Genomic DNA, 13,635 nt, shown 5'->3' with positions numbered 1-13,635 from the left:
GCGGCAGTCCCCTCTTTGGGGGGTCCGGACCGCTACAGTGTGTCCACTACCCGTTAAGCACCACCGGACTCCAAAGGAGAAGTCCCATGGTCTTCGTCGTCGCCGCCGTCGTCATCGGCATCGTCACCTGGATCGTCGCAGCGCTCGCGGCCGGTATCGGTCTCGGACGCATCATCGCTCGCGCAGACAGCGAGGAAAGGCGGGCGCAGGATGCCCCGTCGAACGCGGCATTGCACGGGGTCATCACGCTCTGAGGCAGCCTTTCCCGCGAGGGGTCACGGAACCGATACTGCGGCCCGACGCGTCACCGCGCCCGGGCGGGCTCGGGGCGGACGCCCGAGCAGCGTTACGGCGTGCGGCGTGCCCGGAGCGCCCGGCGAGTGAGGGGAATGGCGGGGCCATCCCCACCGTCGACGACCGATGCCGCAACCGCGTGCGCGATGGTCTCGACAGCCCCCACCGCCTGTCGTTCGAACTCCGCCCACACGGTCGGTGGCTGTCCGATCGGGTCGACGAGATCGTCCTCTCGGGCGGACCCGCGACGCACGCGCGTGCGGAGCTGCGCAGCCGCGCGAATGAGCGATTCCCATCCGGCGCCAGCGGGCGGCCCCTCGTCGCCGAGCAGACGCGCGAACTCGCGCACCGTAAAGGTGGTGTCCAGCAATCCGGGGCGCATATCGAGCACGGTGCGCCGGTGCGCCGCTTCGGCACACAGGACCGTAGTGCCGAGGCTCAGCATCGACTCGTCGAGCAGGCGCGTCCGGTGATCGTCGAGATGGATGCCATGGGCGCGTCCGACCTCGACGACGTTCGGTTCGGCAGGCATCCCCGGTCGAGCTGCGGCACCGGCACTTCGGATTTGGACCTCGGCGCCGCCCATTTCGACGAGGCGTGCGCGCAGCAGATGCTCGACGAACGGTGATCGGATTGCGTTCGCGGTGCACACGATGAGGAGACGCGGTGCCGTCGATTCGCTCACGAGACCCTTTCGATCGACGCGGGGATGACTTTCGGCGCACTAGTCCATCGTCTTCCGCGCCGACCCCGTTCGCGGGCCGCCGACGACACCCGGCGCCGCGCGGGGGTGAATGGTTCTCGGCAGCTCACGAAGAAAGTGCTTGCTGGACATCGGGATCGTCGACGAGCGCACGTCGGAGCTCTCGTGCGCCGTCGAGACTGAGCGCCAGACCGGCGCCGTCCGCGGTTTCGATGATCAGCCAGCTCTCGACGTCGTCTGGTCGGCGGAGCACACCCACTTCGACATCCCGCCAGACACCGGGCCCCGTCTCACGGGCACCCCTCACGCGCGCGAGGAATCCCCGACCGACGCTGCGGTGCGCCTCGTCGTCGGGATGCATCGTGTCTCGGTGCGGTGTCGCACACCACACGAGATTGCACGCACGTTGCGTGAATTCAGGACGGATCTCGTACTCACTCATGCCGGACACCTCTCTCTACGGGGCGTCGACGAGAACGCCCCGGTCATCGGTGGGCACGGAGGAAGTGAAGCACGAACCTCCGACACCGCCCTCAGCGGCCGGGAGCGATGCCGTCCGGCGGCTGCGGAAGGAGATCCGACAGCGAGAGGTCCAAGACCTCGGCCAGGCAGACGATCGTGTGGAGCCGCGGGTTCGCCGGCGTGCCGGGATTGGATTCGCCGCGCTCGAGTTTGCGATACGTGAAGGTCGCCAGCCCGGCGGCGTGGGCCACGTGCTCCTGGGAGAGACCGCGCTCCGCTCGAGCATTCCGAAGCCGGGCACCGAAGTCGCGGGCGTACTCGTTCCAGGGATCGGACACGTCGGTCATGCGTCCAGCTTGACCGTTCGGCTACGCCCACATGAACATGCATACATTTTGTCGTGCGTCGAAGTGCACCGAAGGTCTTCTACCTGAAGGGGGTGATGGGTCGCAGGGGCGAGGTGATCGCGAAGGCGATCTGCAGTCCCGATCTCGGCGAAGACACGACAAAGAACGCGCGCGGGAACGCGGCGACCGGTATGCCCCCGTTCCTTCACCCCGCCGCCACAGCCCTGGCATCCACCGTCGGTCAGGACCGCCGGGTGGCAGAGTGCCCGGACCCCACGCCGATCCGTTCTTCCGGAAGGCGTCTCGACTCCAGCCACTGAACCCGATCAGCGGAGGAACTATGGATTTGGCCACATCATCATCTGCTTCGCCAGCTATCGCGGAGAACTTCGCCCCTGCCCGTCCGCCACGACGCCGTGCGTGGCAAGCGCGCTACGCCCGGCGCCTCGCCGTGTTCGATGCCGCTGTCGTGTTCGTCGCGGTGTTCGGAACACAGCTGTTCTGGCTCGGACCAGACCACACCGGGGTCAGCGCGGCTCCGGTCGATTACACCACCGTCTCCGTTCTGCTGTGCATCGCGTGGCTGACCGCGCTGGCACTGTGGGGCACGCGGTCTCCGCGCGTCGTCGGACACGGCGTTGCCGAGCACCGTCTCGTGATCGCCGCCTCCCTTCAGTTGTTCGGGCTCGTGGCCATGGCGGCGTACCTGACGGGAGTCGACCTTTCCCGCGGCTACTTCCTGCTGAGCCTCCCGGCGGGCACCGTCACCTTGCTGGCAGCGCGCACACTCTGCCGGTCGTGGCTCGGCGCCCGTCGCCGCCGCGGCGACATGTCGACGCGCGTCGTCCTCGTCGGCAGCCCCGAAGAGAATGCGCGCGTATCGGGAGAGATCGCTCGCCAGCCCGGTGTCGGTCTCATCGTCGCCGGGGCACTTCCCCGAGGAGCCGACGACGCCCCCACCTGGACCGACGAGGACGCGCGGCAGTTGCAGCAGCTGCTCGAGGATGTCGACGCCGACAGCGTTCTGGTCACCGGAGGCGGCCACCTCGATGCGCACGATATCCGTCGCATCGGCTGGGGTCTGGAACCCGGACGCCATCACCTCATCGTCGCCGTCAATCTGACAGACGTCGCGGGCCCCCGCATCCACACTCGCCCGGTCGCCGGTCTCCCCCTCGTCCACGTCGAGACGCCGCAGTACTCGACCCGTCAACGCGTGCTGAAGAGAGCCTTCGACGCCGTCGTCGCCCTCCTTCTGCTCGTCGCCCTCAGCCCGCTGCTGCTGGTGCTCGCGGTCCTCGTGCGCTTCTCCGGCCCGGGGCCAGTCCTGTATCGACAAGAGCGGGTCGGGCAGGGCGGCACGTCCTTCGGGATGCTGAAATTCCGGTCGATGGTCGACGGAGCGGACGCGCGCCTCTCCGAGCTGCTGGCGGCACAGGGACGCGACGGCAGCCCCCTGTTCAAGGTCGACGACGACCCGCGCATCACCCCGATCGGCCGGATCCTCCGCACCTACTCCCTCGATGAGTTGCCGCAGTTGTTCAACGTTCTCCTCGGACAGATGAGCCTCGTCGGCCCACGGCCCCAACGAGAAGCCGAAGTCGCCTTCTACGACGACGACGCACGCCGCCGCCTGATCGTCCGCCCGGGCATGAGCGGTCTGTGGCAGGTGAGCGGTCGCTCCGCCCTTTCGTGGGAGGACGCCATCCGGCTCGACCTCTTCTACGTCGAGAACTGGTCCTTGGTGGGCGACATCGTCATTCTGTTTCGCACCGTCAAAGCGGTCGTCGCTCCCGGCGCCACGGCTCACTGAGCGCACGACGAAGGCGCCGGCCCCTCGGGGTCGGCGCCTTCGTCGTCTCGGGCGGGATCAGGCAGGCGGACGACGGCGAGCGATGGATGCTTCCCCTCCGACGCCCGGGGCACCGCTCGCCGACGACGCGTGTTCACCAACGCTGTCGCCCGACACCGAGGAAGGCTTCCCCCGCTGAGAGAGCGTTCGCAGCCCGCTCACGTTCGAGGGCGGCACGTCCGACGAGCGCCGACGCGGTCCGGGCGCCGGCTCGCCGCGTGGGGCCCGCCCTCCGGGCTTCGCCAGGCTCAGACGACGCCACCACGGACCGGACGCCTCACTCGTGCTCGGGGCGCCGTACCCGTAGTATCCGCCGTACCGCGATCCGTAGTAGCCGGAGTCCGCTCCGCGCAACGGCGCACGGTTGAGGACGACGCCCAACAGCCGTCCCCGGGTCTTGGCGATGTTTCCCACCGCGCGCACCAACATGTCGTCGGTCGTGCGCCCAGCGGTGACCACCAGCACCGCCCCATCCGCCCAGCTCGCGATGACCGCGGCGTCGGCCACCGCGAGCGTCGGGGGCGAATCGATAATCACGACCAGATCGTCCGCCAGGCTGCGCGCGAGTTGCTGCATCCGCTGAGAGCCCACCATCTCGCTCGGGTTCGGAGGAGTGCGTCCCGCGGCGACAACGAACAGACGACCGTGCTCGTCGACCTGATGCGCGACCTGATCGATGCGGGCGCGACCGGCCAGCACATCGGACAGCCCCACGTCATCGGAGAATCCGAAGGTCGCCCCCAGCACCGGTCGGCGCAGGTCCGCATCGATGAGGATGACCGATTGACCCGTGGCGGCGATGCTCACGGCCAGGTTCGCCGCGGTCGTGGACTTGCCGTCTCCGGGCAGTGGACTGGTGATCACCATGACACGCGCGGGATGGTCGACGTCGACGTACTGCAGATTTGTTCGCAACTCCCTCATCGCCTCTTTGTGCGCGAACGACCCGCGGCCGTCGCGGATGTCGTCGAACGAGAACACCGCCCGGCCGGCGGCGAGTTCTTTGTCGACGGGGAGAACGCCGACGACCGAGGAGTCGACGGCGTCGGAGATGTCATTCGCCGACCGCACCCGCCGGTCGAAGGCGCGACGGACGAGGGCGAAGACCACGCCTACCACGCCGCCCGCGATGAGTCCGATCGCCACGTTCAGACGGACGTTCGGCGACGAGGGCGCCGTGGGGAGGCGGGCGGAGTCGCCCGCGACCAGACGGACCGCCCCCTCGGCCTGTCCCGCCGATTCGAGTTGCTTGACCTGTTCCGTCATGCCCAGGAGCCACGCCTGGGCGAGATCCCGCGCCTGCTCAGGCGTGGGCGCGTCAGCTTCCACGCGGATATTCACGGTATCGACGGGGTTCGACACGCGGATGCGCTGAACGAGGGACTCGGGGCTGTCCGTGAGCCCCAATTCGTTGCGCGCCGTCTCGGCGACGGCCCGCCAGTACCCCATGTCGATGAAGGACTTCACCTTCGACAACGCGAGGCTGTTTCCCGCGAGCGAGGCGCCCGTCGAACCGTCGGAGGACGTGCTGGCCACGTACCCGGTGGCGTCCGCGGTGTAGACGCGGGGCTGAAGGGCGCTCCAGCCGAAGCCAGCGAGTCCGCCGACGACGGCGAGGACGACGATCGTCTTCCAGTACGCCCGCAAGATCCGCACGACCCGCTGCATGTCCATGTGTTCCGCCTTCCGCGTCGACCCCCGCGAAGGGATCGCGAGCGAGGGGAAGCATAAACAGACGCCCAGGCGTCACGTGCGTGGCCGTCGGAGCGCTCAGCCGGGCGAAGAACGAGGGGAAAGCGCGGCGTCCCCGAGCGGGTGATATTTGGGACCGAAGTGTGATGCCCGCAGGGTGAAGGCGGGATTACTGCGGGTATGAAACCGCTCCCTTCGACTCACATCCGGGCGATCATCGCCCAATGATCGGGTGAAGCGCATCGCTTTCGTGCGCCTCCTCGTCGCCCGTCACCCGAGCCGGGCGCACCCCACACCTTGCTCGAGAGTTGGAGAGAACGATGATCATCGACATAGATCTTGCGCCGACCTCCGCGCGCACTGCGCGACGATCCAGTCGCTTCTGGACCCCCCGCAACGCCACCATGGCCAAACTGCGTGAGGCACTCGACAGTGATGTCGTCCTCCTCCGCGGCCCGGCGGGCGTGGGAAAGAGCGCGCTCCTCCGCCAGTTCGCCGGCGCCCTCGAGGACGACCCCGGAATCGGCATCCAGCTGCTGGATGCCGACAGCGCGAGCGCCGAGACGCTGGATCGCGTCGCGGCCGCGTTTCGCGACGGCCCCCCGCAGCACGTGCTGCTGGTCGACAATCTCGTCGACAAGCCCGGCATCGATTCCGCGGCAATCCTCGGCCTGCTGCGTTCCGACCCGGAGCTGCGCGTCGTCGTCGCGACCCGACACGTGACCCAACTGGAAAGCCCGCTCGTCGCGCTCGAGTTCGACGTGCACGTGCTCGCACCGGCCGATCTGCTCATGGCGCGCGACGAGCTCTCCCTGGTTCTCGAACTCAACGGCATCGAAACCACGGATGTCGCGGTCGACGTGCTGATGCAGCGCACGCACGGGTGGCCCGCTCTTGCGCAGCTGGCCAGCTCGCGGCTCCGCCTGGAGAGCCTTCCCCTGCGCACGCGTGACGAAGCCGACGCGATCGCGGACTACGCCGGCCGTGCCCTCACCGCGGACATGGAGGCTCACCTGGGCACGCCGGTCACGGACGACGTCCGCCTTCTCGCGGTCGCTCCGTACATCAACGTGGAGCTCGCCAACGCCATCGGCATCGACTCCACGAGCGAGACCACCAGTGAGCTGTTGACGCAGCTGCAGGATGCCGGTTTCGTGTGGCCGAGCACCACTCGACTCGTGCTCGCCGAGCCGGTTCGCACCCAGTGGCTCAGCGAGATCACCGCGGCCGCACCCGAGCTCGTCGAGCACGCCCGTCTGCGGCTCCTCGATCACCTCGTCGCCGCGGGCGAGCCGCTCCGAGCGGCGCAGCTCGCCGCGGATGCGGCACAGTGGACGACCCTGGGAGCGATTCTGCGCTCGGCCGGGCCGGAGATCTGGGCGCGGGATGCCGCCGCCTTCGACGCGCTCGTCCGGGAGATCCGAGCGCACGTCGGTTTCGACCCCATCTCCGTCGACGCGTTGCTTGCCATCGACCGCGAGACGGCTCTGTCCGCAGAGACCCCCGCGCTCGTCGTCGGGGCGCTCGGCCGCCTCCCCGAGGCGAAGGCCGCCGCTCAGCAGAACGTCGAGGCCTTGGTGTTGCGCGTGAGTCTGCTGCGCGCGGCTGGGCGTTTCGCCCTGGCGTCGGAATCGGCATCCTTGCTCATGGATACCCTTCGCCGGCGTCCCGCGCTTGCCGATGAGGCCATCGCCGAGGGCTGGTACCAGGTCGGGATGACGCACCTGGCCATGGGACGACTGCGCGACGCCGCCCTGGCACTGGGGCAGGTCGAGCGGCTGGCACCGCCGGCGCGTCGACTGCGAGCTCGGGGAGTGCTCGCGATCGTCGCCCTCCTCGAGGGCGACGTTCGCGCGGCCGGGATCTTGTGCGACACGGACCGCGACGACAGCTGGATCTCGTCCCCGTGGGGTGAGGGCACCCGTCTCGCCGACGCGTGGCTGCATCTCGAGCGGGGCGACGCGTCCGCGGCCCGGGAGAGCCTCGACACCCTGACGGCGACGGGCGGCGCCCGGGAGCTCTGGCCGTTCGCGGCGGTGACGCAGGCCATCGCGTTCCTGCTCTCCGGTTCGGCTCCGGATGCGCTCGGGATGCTCCGCTCCTGGATGTCGCGGACGCGGAGCACGCCCCCGTCCCACTTCCAGTCGGTCCACCTCCTGACCGCTCGAGCCAAGGTGCTGATCGCGCTCCGCCAAGCACGCAAGGCCATGGCGCTGTTCGAGGGTCCGTTCGGTCTCTCCGCAGCGACGGCGCCCGCGATCGCTCTTTCCCAGCTCTATGCGGGACGCGCCCACGAGGCCTACGTCATGAGCGTCAAATGGGGTATCCACCAGGACTCGTCCCCGCGGGCTGCCCTGGAGAGCTTGGTCGTGAGCATGGTCGCTGACATCCGCCTCAACGGCGCGGGCGCGCACCGCTCGACCGCTCAGCGGGCCGAAGCTCTCAGCATGCGGCACGACCTGTGGAGCCCGTGGAGCGCCGTGGCGCCCGAGGACCGCGGGCTCGTCCTGCGCTTGCTGTCGCCGGCGGCCCGCGACCGAGTGGCCGCGCGCGCCTCCTTCTTCGCGTCATCCGTGAGCGTGCCGCATCTCACCAAGCGCGAGCAGGTGGTCCTCGCCCAGCTCACCCCGACGTCGACGATCGCCGACATCGCGCGAGCGCTCGTCGTCTCGCCGAACACGGTGAAGACGCAGCTGCAGAGCCTTTACCGCAAGCTCGAGGTCTCCGACCGGGCGAGCGCGATTCGTGCGGCGCACGCGTGGGGACTCATCGAGGTGGACAACGAGGTGTGAGCCGGGGCGGCGCTGGTCAGCGCCGCTCGGTCCGCCGCCGTCGTGCGTACACGCCGATCAACCGCCCCACGATGAGCACGAGGACGGCGATGATGATTCCGGGGAGAGTCAAGGGGACACCCGCTCCGTGGAGCACGACGAGGACCACGACGATCGCCGCGAGCGGCGCGACGACGCCGAGGATCCGAGCCAGACGTCGACGGGTCATGGTGCAACGGTACTCGCGCTGGACGGGATGCTCGACGCCGGCCGGGCGGGCAGCGTCAGGGTGCCCTCGTCCCGCGCGACCTGGAACCCGAAGACCCCGAACCAGGCGATCGCCAGCGTCGCCGCCGTGAACTCGAGGTTCCCGCCGAGGACGGTGTCGCCGCGGAACAGCGCGAGCATCGCACCGGTGAGCGAGGTCACGCCGACGGCGACGAGCGTGGCGAGACTGGCCGCGCGCATCCATGGGCGACGACGGAGGAAGGACACCTGGGCCATCGCGACGATCGCGAGAACGAACCCCAGCACGGCCGCACTGATGTGAATGAGATCCTGCGGGAGCGCGTTCGGAGTGAAAGGAACGGGACATCCCGGCGAGCAGGTGACGACGGATGCCAGGGCAAAGCAGGCACCGCAGACGACGAGAGTGCCCGCGATGGGCCACCCCGCGACGTAAACGAGTGGGCGATGGAGCAGAGCCCGGTCGACGAGCACGGCCGCGATACCGAGCAGCAGAAGAGAGAAGTTGAAGACGGGAGCCGTCGGCATCCCCGTCGCACCGAGCTGACTGACGTAATGGACGCTCGGATCCCACAGGCGACTCACCCAGATGAGTGCTGCGCTGAGGAAGGCAGCGGTGCCGCCCACGGTAGCGAGGGCCACGACACGGCGGCTCCCTGGCCGAAGCTCCCTTCGGGGGGACCCGATGATCGTCTGTGACATGGGCGTCTCCGGTGGCGTCGAGGGGCCCGGCTACAGTACCGCGCGACCGGTGTTCGGCAGGCGTCGCGAGCGACGCTGAGGACGAAGCGGTCGGAAGCCGGGTGCCCGATAGGCGATTCGGTGGGTGAGGATTTCGAGGATCGGCGGTGGGAGAGGCCCCGGCAATGGCATCGTCGTCTGCGAGTGATCCCGAGTGGTTCTCCCCCAAAAGTTCCTCACTCGATGACGATCACTCCACTTGGATGCGCGGTCTCGTGACCACGGCACCCGGTTCGAGACCGCGCATCCCCTTCTCCGGGCTAACGTGGAGCGATGCGCACCGTTCCTCTCGGACCCTCCGGCCCCGCTGTTCCCGCCGTCGTCGCGGGAATGATGCGTATCGACGGCAAGACCGACGACGAGGTGCGCTCGTTGTACTCCGCGGCACGGGCCGCGGACATCGACTTCTTCGACCATGCCGACATCTATGGCCGAGAGGTGCACGGCGCCGAACGCCGATTCGCGGAGGCGCTGCGTCTCACGCCCTCCGAACGCGCCGAGATCCGACTGCAGACGAAGACGGGCATCGTGCGGGAGGGGCCCTTCTTCGACTTCTCCTTCGACCACATCGTGTCGTCCGTCGACGAGTCGCTGCGAGCACTGCAGACCGATTACGTCGACGTCCTGCTCCTCCATCGACCCGACGCCCTTGTCGAGCCCGAGGAGGTGGCTCGAGCGTTCGACGCTCTCGAGTCCGCAGGCAAGGTGCGCGCGTTCGGCGTCTCGAACCACACTCCTCGACAGATCGATCTGCTCAAGACCGCCGTCCGCCAGCCGATCGTCGCCAATCAGGTGCAGCTCTCCGTCGCCCACGCGCCGACCGTCGCGCAGGGGCTGGCGATGAACATGGAGACCGCAGCGCAGGCAACGGTTCTCGACGGCGGCGGACTCATCGACTACTGCCGACTCGAGGGCATCACCCTGCAGGCGTGGTCGCCCCTGCAGGGAACGCGAAGCGAGGGGGTGTTCCTCGGCGATCCCGCGTACTCGGAGCTGAATTCGGTCATCGATCGCGTGGCGGACCGCTACGGGGTGACCCCGCTCGCGATCGCGGTCGCCTGGATCGCGCGGCATCCCGCGGGGATCCAAACGGTCCTCGGGACGACGACACCGAGCCGGGTCACGGAAGCCGCCGCGGGCGCCGACATCGTGCTCGACCGCGCGGAGTGGTACGCCCTGGTGCGTGCGGCCGGCTATACCGTGCCGTGAGTTCGCAGTGAGGGAGAGGGTCAGCTGGTGAAGAGCACGAAAGTGCGCCCCTGGGGCGCCGTGATCTCAATGATCGCGGCTGCCGTCTTCGCAGCGCCGACGCTCGTCCTGCCCGCCGATAGCCCGGTCGGACCGAAGCTCGTCTTCATCGTCGTCGGATCCGTATTGCTGGCGACGGCCATCGTGGCCACGCGTGCTGAGTCGGGGTCACGAGGGGGGCAGCCGCAGGACGCCGAAGACGACGTCACGCCGTAGCGGCGGCGACCGTCATCGCGGGGGTGATCACCGTGATCGGCTGAGTGGGCACGTCCCACGCCGCAGGTCGCGCGGCGGTGCCGTCGGGGGCCAGGGCGGTCATGCGGCGCGCGCCAGGGAGCGCGTCGAGCTCGCCGAACGCGCCGACGTCCGACGTGCCGGAGCTGCAGGCGCTGCGACGGCGGCATCCTCGATGTCCAGGCTGAGCCCGCGCGACGAGTTGGCGTCGTTCGCCATCCGCTTGAGCAGATCCTGGTCCAGAGATTCCGGCTGCTCGGAGTCGAACACGAAGCGGAGGGGAATTGCCGGCTGCAGCCATACGGTCGAGCGACCGACGGGCTCGTCCGGGCCGTGCGTCCACGAGAGCGTGAAGCTCTCTCCTCGGCGCAGCTTCGTGGCCACGACGACCTTGACGTGGGCGAGCATCCGATCGTCGATCGTGATGGGCTCGGGGGTCGTTCCGTAGAACAGCTTCGCCATGGTGTTCCCTTCCGTCTTTGCTTGTTCGCAAACTTACTAAATAGACTAGCGAATAGGCAAGCGAGATATAAGGAACCGGTCGAAGGGAGTCTCATGGATGCCATCTCTCCGCCGCCCTACTGGTACGGCGAGGACATGGACGATCGTCGCGGCGCTCGCGTGATGGAATCGCTGCGGGCTTACCGCGCTGCCGAGATGGCCATGCGGCGCCGCACCCAGGACACGATGGCGATGAGCGAGAACGAGCTCGTCGTTCTGCGGTTCCTCACGCGGGCCTCGTCGGCAGGTGCGGACGTGACCCCTGCGGACCTGGCCCGCCATCTGGGGGTGTCGACCGCGTCCATCACCGCATTGCTGGATCGACTCGAGCGCTCCGACCACGTGCGCCGCGAGCGCCACCCCACCGATCGGCGCAAGGTCCTGGTGCGTCGCACCGCACAGACCGAGGACGAGATGCGCGACACGCTCGGCACGCTCCACGCACGAATGATGGCGGCGACTCGCGGAATGAGCGAGACCGACGCGGACGCCGTGACCGCGTTTCTGAACCGCATGAGATGCGCGGTCGGGGGACGCTGCGCGGCCACCGGAGATTCGTGCTGCCGGATCGCGACGTCGACCGGCACGGACCAGGATGCCGCGCGGATGCCGTAGGCGTGGCGTGGGGCACGGCATCCATTGATCCCCCCTGCGAGGGAGTCGGTCCGCAGCCCACCTCGGTACCGTCGAGGCATGGACGCTTCCGCCACCCGGGTACGCCCCCTCCTGGCCGCCGCGGCCGCACTCGCCCTCGTCGTCATCGGCCTGGCTCTCCCCCTCCCCGCGCGAGCGGACGTCGATGACTTCACCTTCGCGTCGTTCGATGCGCAGATGACGCTGTCCCGGGCCGACGACGGCCACGCCGAACTCGCGGTGACGGAGACGCTCGTGGCGCTCTTCCCCGACGAGGATCAGAACCGCGGGATCATCCGCGCGATCCCGAACGACTACGACGGTGTTCCCCTGCAGACGACGATCACGGGGGTGACGGGCCCGGACGGCGAGACGATTCCCTACGAGGTCGAGACCGATCGCCGCGAGGTGCGAGTCCTCACCGGAGACGACGCCTACGTGCGAGGCGAGCAGACCTACGTCATCTCCTACACGCAGCGCGACACCATCCGCGCGTTCGCGGATACGAACGCGGACGAGTTCTACCGCGACATCAACGGGACACAGTGGGAGCAGCCCTTCGGGCGCGTGCGCGTCGAGCTGTCCGTCGACGACGACCTCGCGCGCGTCGCCCTCGACGGCGCCGCCGCCTGCTACCGCGGCGCAGAGGGGTCCACCGATCGATGCGACATCGCCCGTGCGGACGACGCAGACGGTTCCGCGACCTTCACCGCGTCGTCCGACGACCTCGGTCCGGGCGAGAACCTCACGATCGCCGTCGGATTCGCCCGCGGGACGTTCGTGCCCGGTGAGGTCGTCCGCACCCCGGCGGAGCAGTTCTCGGTGGATGCCGCACCCACGCTGACGGGGATCTCTATCGGCACGGTGGGGGTCGGTGCCGTCGCGCTCGGCACCGCCGCCGTGTCGCGTCGGCGCAATCGTGACGCCCCCGGGCGCGGGATCATCGTGGCCGAGTACGCACCACCCGCCGACACCGACGTGCTCGAGGGTGCTCACCTCGTCCGCCGCCCCCGCGCCGCGATACAAGCAGCCATCCTCGACACGGCCGTCGCCGGTCACCTCCGGATCGTGGAGGATCCGGCCGCCGACGACGACCTGGTTCTGGAGTACGTCGACGGCACCGGCGCCACGCCGATGCGCGCGGGCGTTCTGACTGCCGTGTTCGGCCGCGCACCGGCGCCCGGTGCGCGCGTCGCGCTCGACACGCCGGGAAGCGACGTCGGCGAGCGTCTGCGCGCCCTGACCGCCACGGCGACCTCGGAGCTGCGAAGCCGCGGGTGGATGGGACGGCCGCGTATGGGCGTTGCGGTGGTCGCCGGCGTGATCGCGGTCGTTGCCTTCGCCGTCTCGGTCGGCGCCGTGCTTCTCACCGCGGTCGGCGCCACCCCCACCGGGTGGCAGATCGCGGCGATCCCGGCGACGGTGGTGGCCGGCATCCTGACGTTCGCGCTCATCCGTTACTCGGACCGGGTGACGGATGCCGGGGCTCGCGCGCGAGATCATCTGCGCGGCCTCCGCGAGTATCTGACGCTGGCCGAGGCCGATCGGCTGCGCATCCTGCAAAGCCCCGAGGGTGCGGAACGTCGATCCGTCGCGCCCGATGGACCTGCTGACGTCCTCCACCTCTACGAGAAGCTCCTGCCCTGGGCGGTGGTGTGGGGCGTGGAACGCGAATGGGCGGACGTTCTGGCCACGCGGGCGCGTGCCGACGGCGCCGATCTCGGCTGGTACATCGGACCGAACGGCTTCTCGAGCGCGGCGTTCGCCTCTTCTCTGGCGACGATGCAGAAGGGCAGCAGCCCCGCCCCGCAGGTCAGCGGGTCGGGCAGCTTCTCGGGAGGGTCCTTCGGCGGTGGTTTCTCCGGCGGCGGGATGGGCGGAGGCGGCGGCGGGGGACGCTGACCGAGGCGG

14 protein-coding genes are annotated in these 13,635 nt (G+C 69.2%); 7 read left to right on the top strand and 7 right to left on the bottom strand.

Annotation, left to right across the window (positions count from 1 at the left end; genetic code table 11):
• Positions 1-86: 86 nt before the first annotated feature.
• Positions 87-254 (top strand): hypothetical protein, encoded by a 168-nt coding sequence (locus tag MHY30_RS01940; RefSeq protein ID WP_239274822.1) that lies wholly within the window; start codon positions 87-89, stop codon positions 252-254.
• A gap of 92 nt (positions 255-346) precedes the next feature.
• On the opposite strand, the gene MHY30_RS01935 is transcribed toward MHY30_RS01940, so the two are convergent.
• From MHY30_RS01935 to MHY30_RS01925, 3 genes are all read right to left on the bottom strand, one after another.
• Entirely contained in the window at positions 347-979 is a 633-nt protein-coding gene (locus tag MHY30_RS01935) for a hypothetical protein (protein WP_239274821.1), read from the bottom strand.
• A 124-nt stretch (positions 980-1,103) separates the two neighbouring features.
• The gene (locus tag MHY30_RS01930; protein WP_239274820.1) at positions 1,104-1,439 is read right to left on the bottom strand and encodes a hypothetical protein; all 336 of its coding nucleotides are present in this window, start codon (positions 1,437-1,439) and stop codon (positions 1,104-1,106) included.
• A 91-nt stretch (positions 1,440-1,530) separates the two neighbouring features.
• Complete coding sequence (locus MHY30_RS01925; RefSeq protein ID WP_239274819.1) at positions 1,531-1,806, bottom strand: helix-turn-helix domain-containing protein; 276 nt, start codon at positions 1,804-1,806, stop codon at positions 1,531-1,533.
• 451 nt (positions 1,807-2,257) lie between these two features.
• On the opposite strand from MHY30_RS01925, the gene MHY30_RS01920 reads away from it, so the two are divergent.
• On the top strand, positions 2,258-3,619 hold the full coding sequence (locus MHY30_RS01920; protein WP_239274818.1) for a sugar transferase: 1,362 nt from the start codon (positions 2,258-2,260) through the stop codon (positions 3,617-3,619).
• 57 nt (positions 3,620-3,676) lie between these two features.
• Here MHY30_RS01920 and MHY30_RS01915 read toward each other — a convergent pair whose 3' ends face one another.
• Positions 3,677-5,332 (bottom strand): polysaccharide biosynthesis tyrosine autokinase, encoded by a 1,656-nt coding sequence (locus MHY30_RS01915; protein ID WP_239274817.1) that lies wholly within the window; start codon positions 5,330-5,332, stop codon positions 3,677-3,679.
• Positions 5,333-5,670: 338 nt separating this feature from the next.
• Between MHY30_RS01915 and MHY30_RS01910 the strand changes: the two genes are divergently transcribed.
• Positions 5,671-8,142: a LuxR C-terminal-related transcriptional regulator gene (locus MHY30_RS01910; protein ID WP_239274816.1), complete on the top strand. Its 2,472-nt coding sequence runs from the start codon at positions 5,671-5,673 to the stop codon at positions 8,140-8,142.
• Between the two features lie 16 nt (positions 8,143-8,158).
• On the opposite strand, the gene MHY30_RS01905 is transcribed toward MHY30_RS01910, so the two are convergent.
• Both MHY30_RS01905 and MHY30_RS01900 read right to left on the bottom strand, forming a co-directional pair.
• On the bottom strand, positions 8,159-8,350 hold the full coding sequence (locus MHY30_RS01905) for a hypothetical protein (protein ID WP_239274815.1): 192 nt from the start codon (positions 8,348-8,350) through the stop codon (positions 8,159-8,161).
• On the bottom strand, positions 8,347-9,009 hold the full coding sequence (locus MHY30_RS01900; protein ID WP_239274814.1) for a DUF998 domain-containing protein: 663 nt from the start codon (positions 9,007-9,009) through the stop codon (positions 8,347-8,349). Before MHY30_RS01900 ends, MHY30_RS01905 begins: the two co-directional genes overlap by 4 nt.
• Before the next feature lie 372 nt (positions 9,010-9,381).
• On the opposite strand from MHY30_RS01900, the gene MHY30_RS01895 reads away from it, so the two are divergent.
• Both MHY30_RS01895 and MHY30_RS01890 read left to right on the top strand, forming a co-directional pair.
• Positions 9,382-10,317: an aldo/keto reductase family oxidoreductase gene (locus tag MHY30_RS01895; protein WP_239274813.1), complete on the top strand. Its 936-nt coding sequence runs from the start codon at positions 9,382-9,384 to the stop codon at positions 10,315-10,317.
• A gap of 27 nt (positions 10,318-10,344) precedes the next feature.
• Positions 10,345-10,572: a hypothetical protein gene (locus MHY30_RS01890; protein ID WP_239274812.1), complete on the top strand. Its 228-nt coding sequence runs from the start codon at positions 10,345-10,347 to the stop codon at positions 10,570-10,572.
• Positions 10,573-10,671: 99 nt separating this feature from the next.
• Here the strand turns inward: MHY30_RS01890 and MHY30_RS01885 are convergent, their stop codons facing one another.
• Positions 10,672-11,052, bottom strand: a complete 381-nt coding sequence (locus MHY30_RS01885) for a hypothetical protein (protein ID WP_239274811.1) — start codon at positions 11,050-11,052, stop codon at positions 10,672-10,674.
• Between the two features lie 93 nt (positions 11,053-11,145).
• On the opposite strand from MHY30_RS01885, the gene MHY30_RS01880 reads away from it, so the two are divergent.
• Together MHY30_RS01880 and MHY30_RS01875 are read left to right on the top strand one after the other, a co-directional pair.
• Positions 11,146-11,706 carry a MarR family winged helix-turn-helix transcriptional regulator gene (locus tag MHY30_RS01880; RefSeq protein ID WP_239274810.1) on the top strand — a complete coding sequence of 187 codons (561 nt, stop codon included), beginning with the start codon at positions 11,146-11,148 and terminating at the stop codon, positions 11,704-11,706.
• A 78-nt stretch (positions 11,707-11,784) separates the two neighbouring features.
• On the top strand, positions 11,785-13,626 hold the full coding sequence (locus tag MHY30_RS01875; protein WP_239274809.1) for a DUF2207 domain-containing protein: 1,842 nt from the start codon (positions 11,785-11,787) through the stop codon (positions 13,624-13,626).
• Positions 13,627-13,635 lie beyond the last annotated feature (9 nt).

The organism is Microbacterium sp. ACRRU, assembly GCF_022346945.1.
Classification (GTDB): domain Bacteria; phylum Actinomycetota; class Actinomycetes; order Actinomycetales; family Microbacteriaceae; genus Microbacterium; species Microbacterium mcarthurae.
The sequence above is the reverse complement of the archived record's forward strand: the minus strand, read 5'-3'. Positions and strand labels throughout refer to the sequence as shown.

Coding starts and splice junctions, on each gene's coding strand:
- MHY30_RS01910 (WP_239274816.1), top strand. CDS start 5,671: ATGATCATCGACATAGATCTTGCGCCGACCTCCGCGCGCACTGCGCGA.
- MHY30_RS01915 (WP_239274817.1), bottom strand. CDS start 5,332: ATGGACATGCAGCGGGTCGTGCGGATCTTGCGGGCGTACTGGAAGACG.
- MHY30_RS01875 (WP_239274809.1), top strand. CDS start 11,785: ATGGACGCTTCCGCCACCCGGGTACGCCCCCTCCTGGCCGCCGCGGCC.
- MHY30_RS01940 (WP_239274822.1), top strand. CDS start 87: ATGGTCTTCGTCGTCGCCGCCGTCGTCATCGGCATCGTCACCTGGATC.
- MHY30_RS01895 (WP_239274813.1), top strand. CDS start 9,382: ATGCGCACCGTTCCTCTCGGACCCTCCGGCCCCGCTGTTCCCGCCGTC.
- MHY30_RS01885 (WP_239274811.1), bottom strand. CDS start 11,052: ATGGCGAAGCTGTTCTACGGAACGACCCCCGAGCCCATCACGATCGAC.
- MHY30_RS01930 (WP_239274820.1), bottom strand. CDS start 1,439: ATGAGTGAGTACGAGATCCGTCCTGAATTCACGCAACGTGCGTGCAAT.
- MHY30_RS01925 (WP_239274819.1), bottom strand. CDS start 1,806: ATGACCGACGTGTCCGATCCCTGGAACGAGTACGCCCGCGACTTCGGT.
- MHY30_RS01905 (WP_239274815.1), bottom strand. CDS start 8,350: ATGACCCGTCGACGTCTGGCTCGGATCCTCGGCGTCGTCGCGCCGCTC.
- MHY30_RS01880 (WP_239274810.1), top strand. CDS start 11,146: ATGGATGCCATCTCTCCGCCGCCCTACTGGTACGGCGAGGACATGGAC.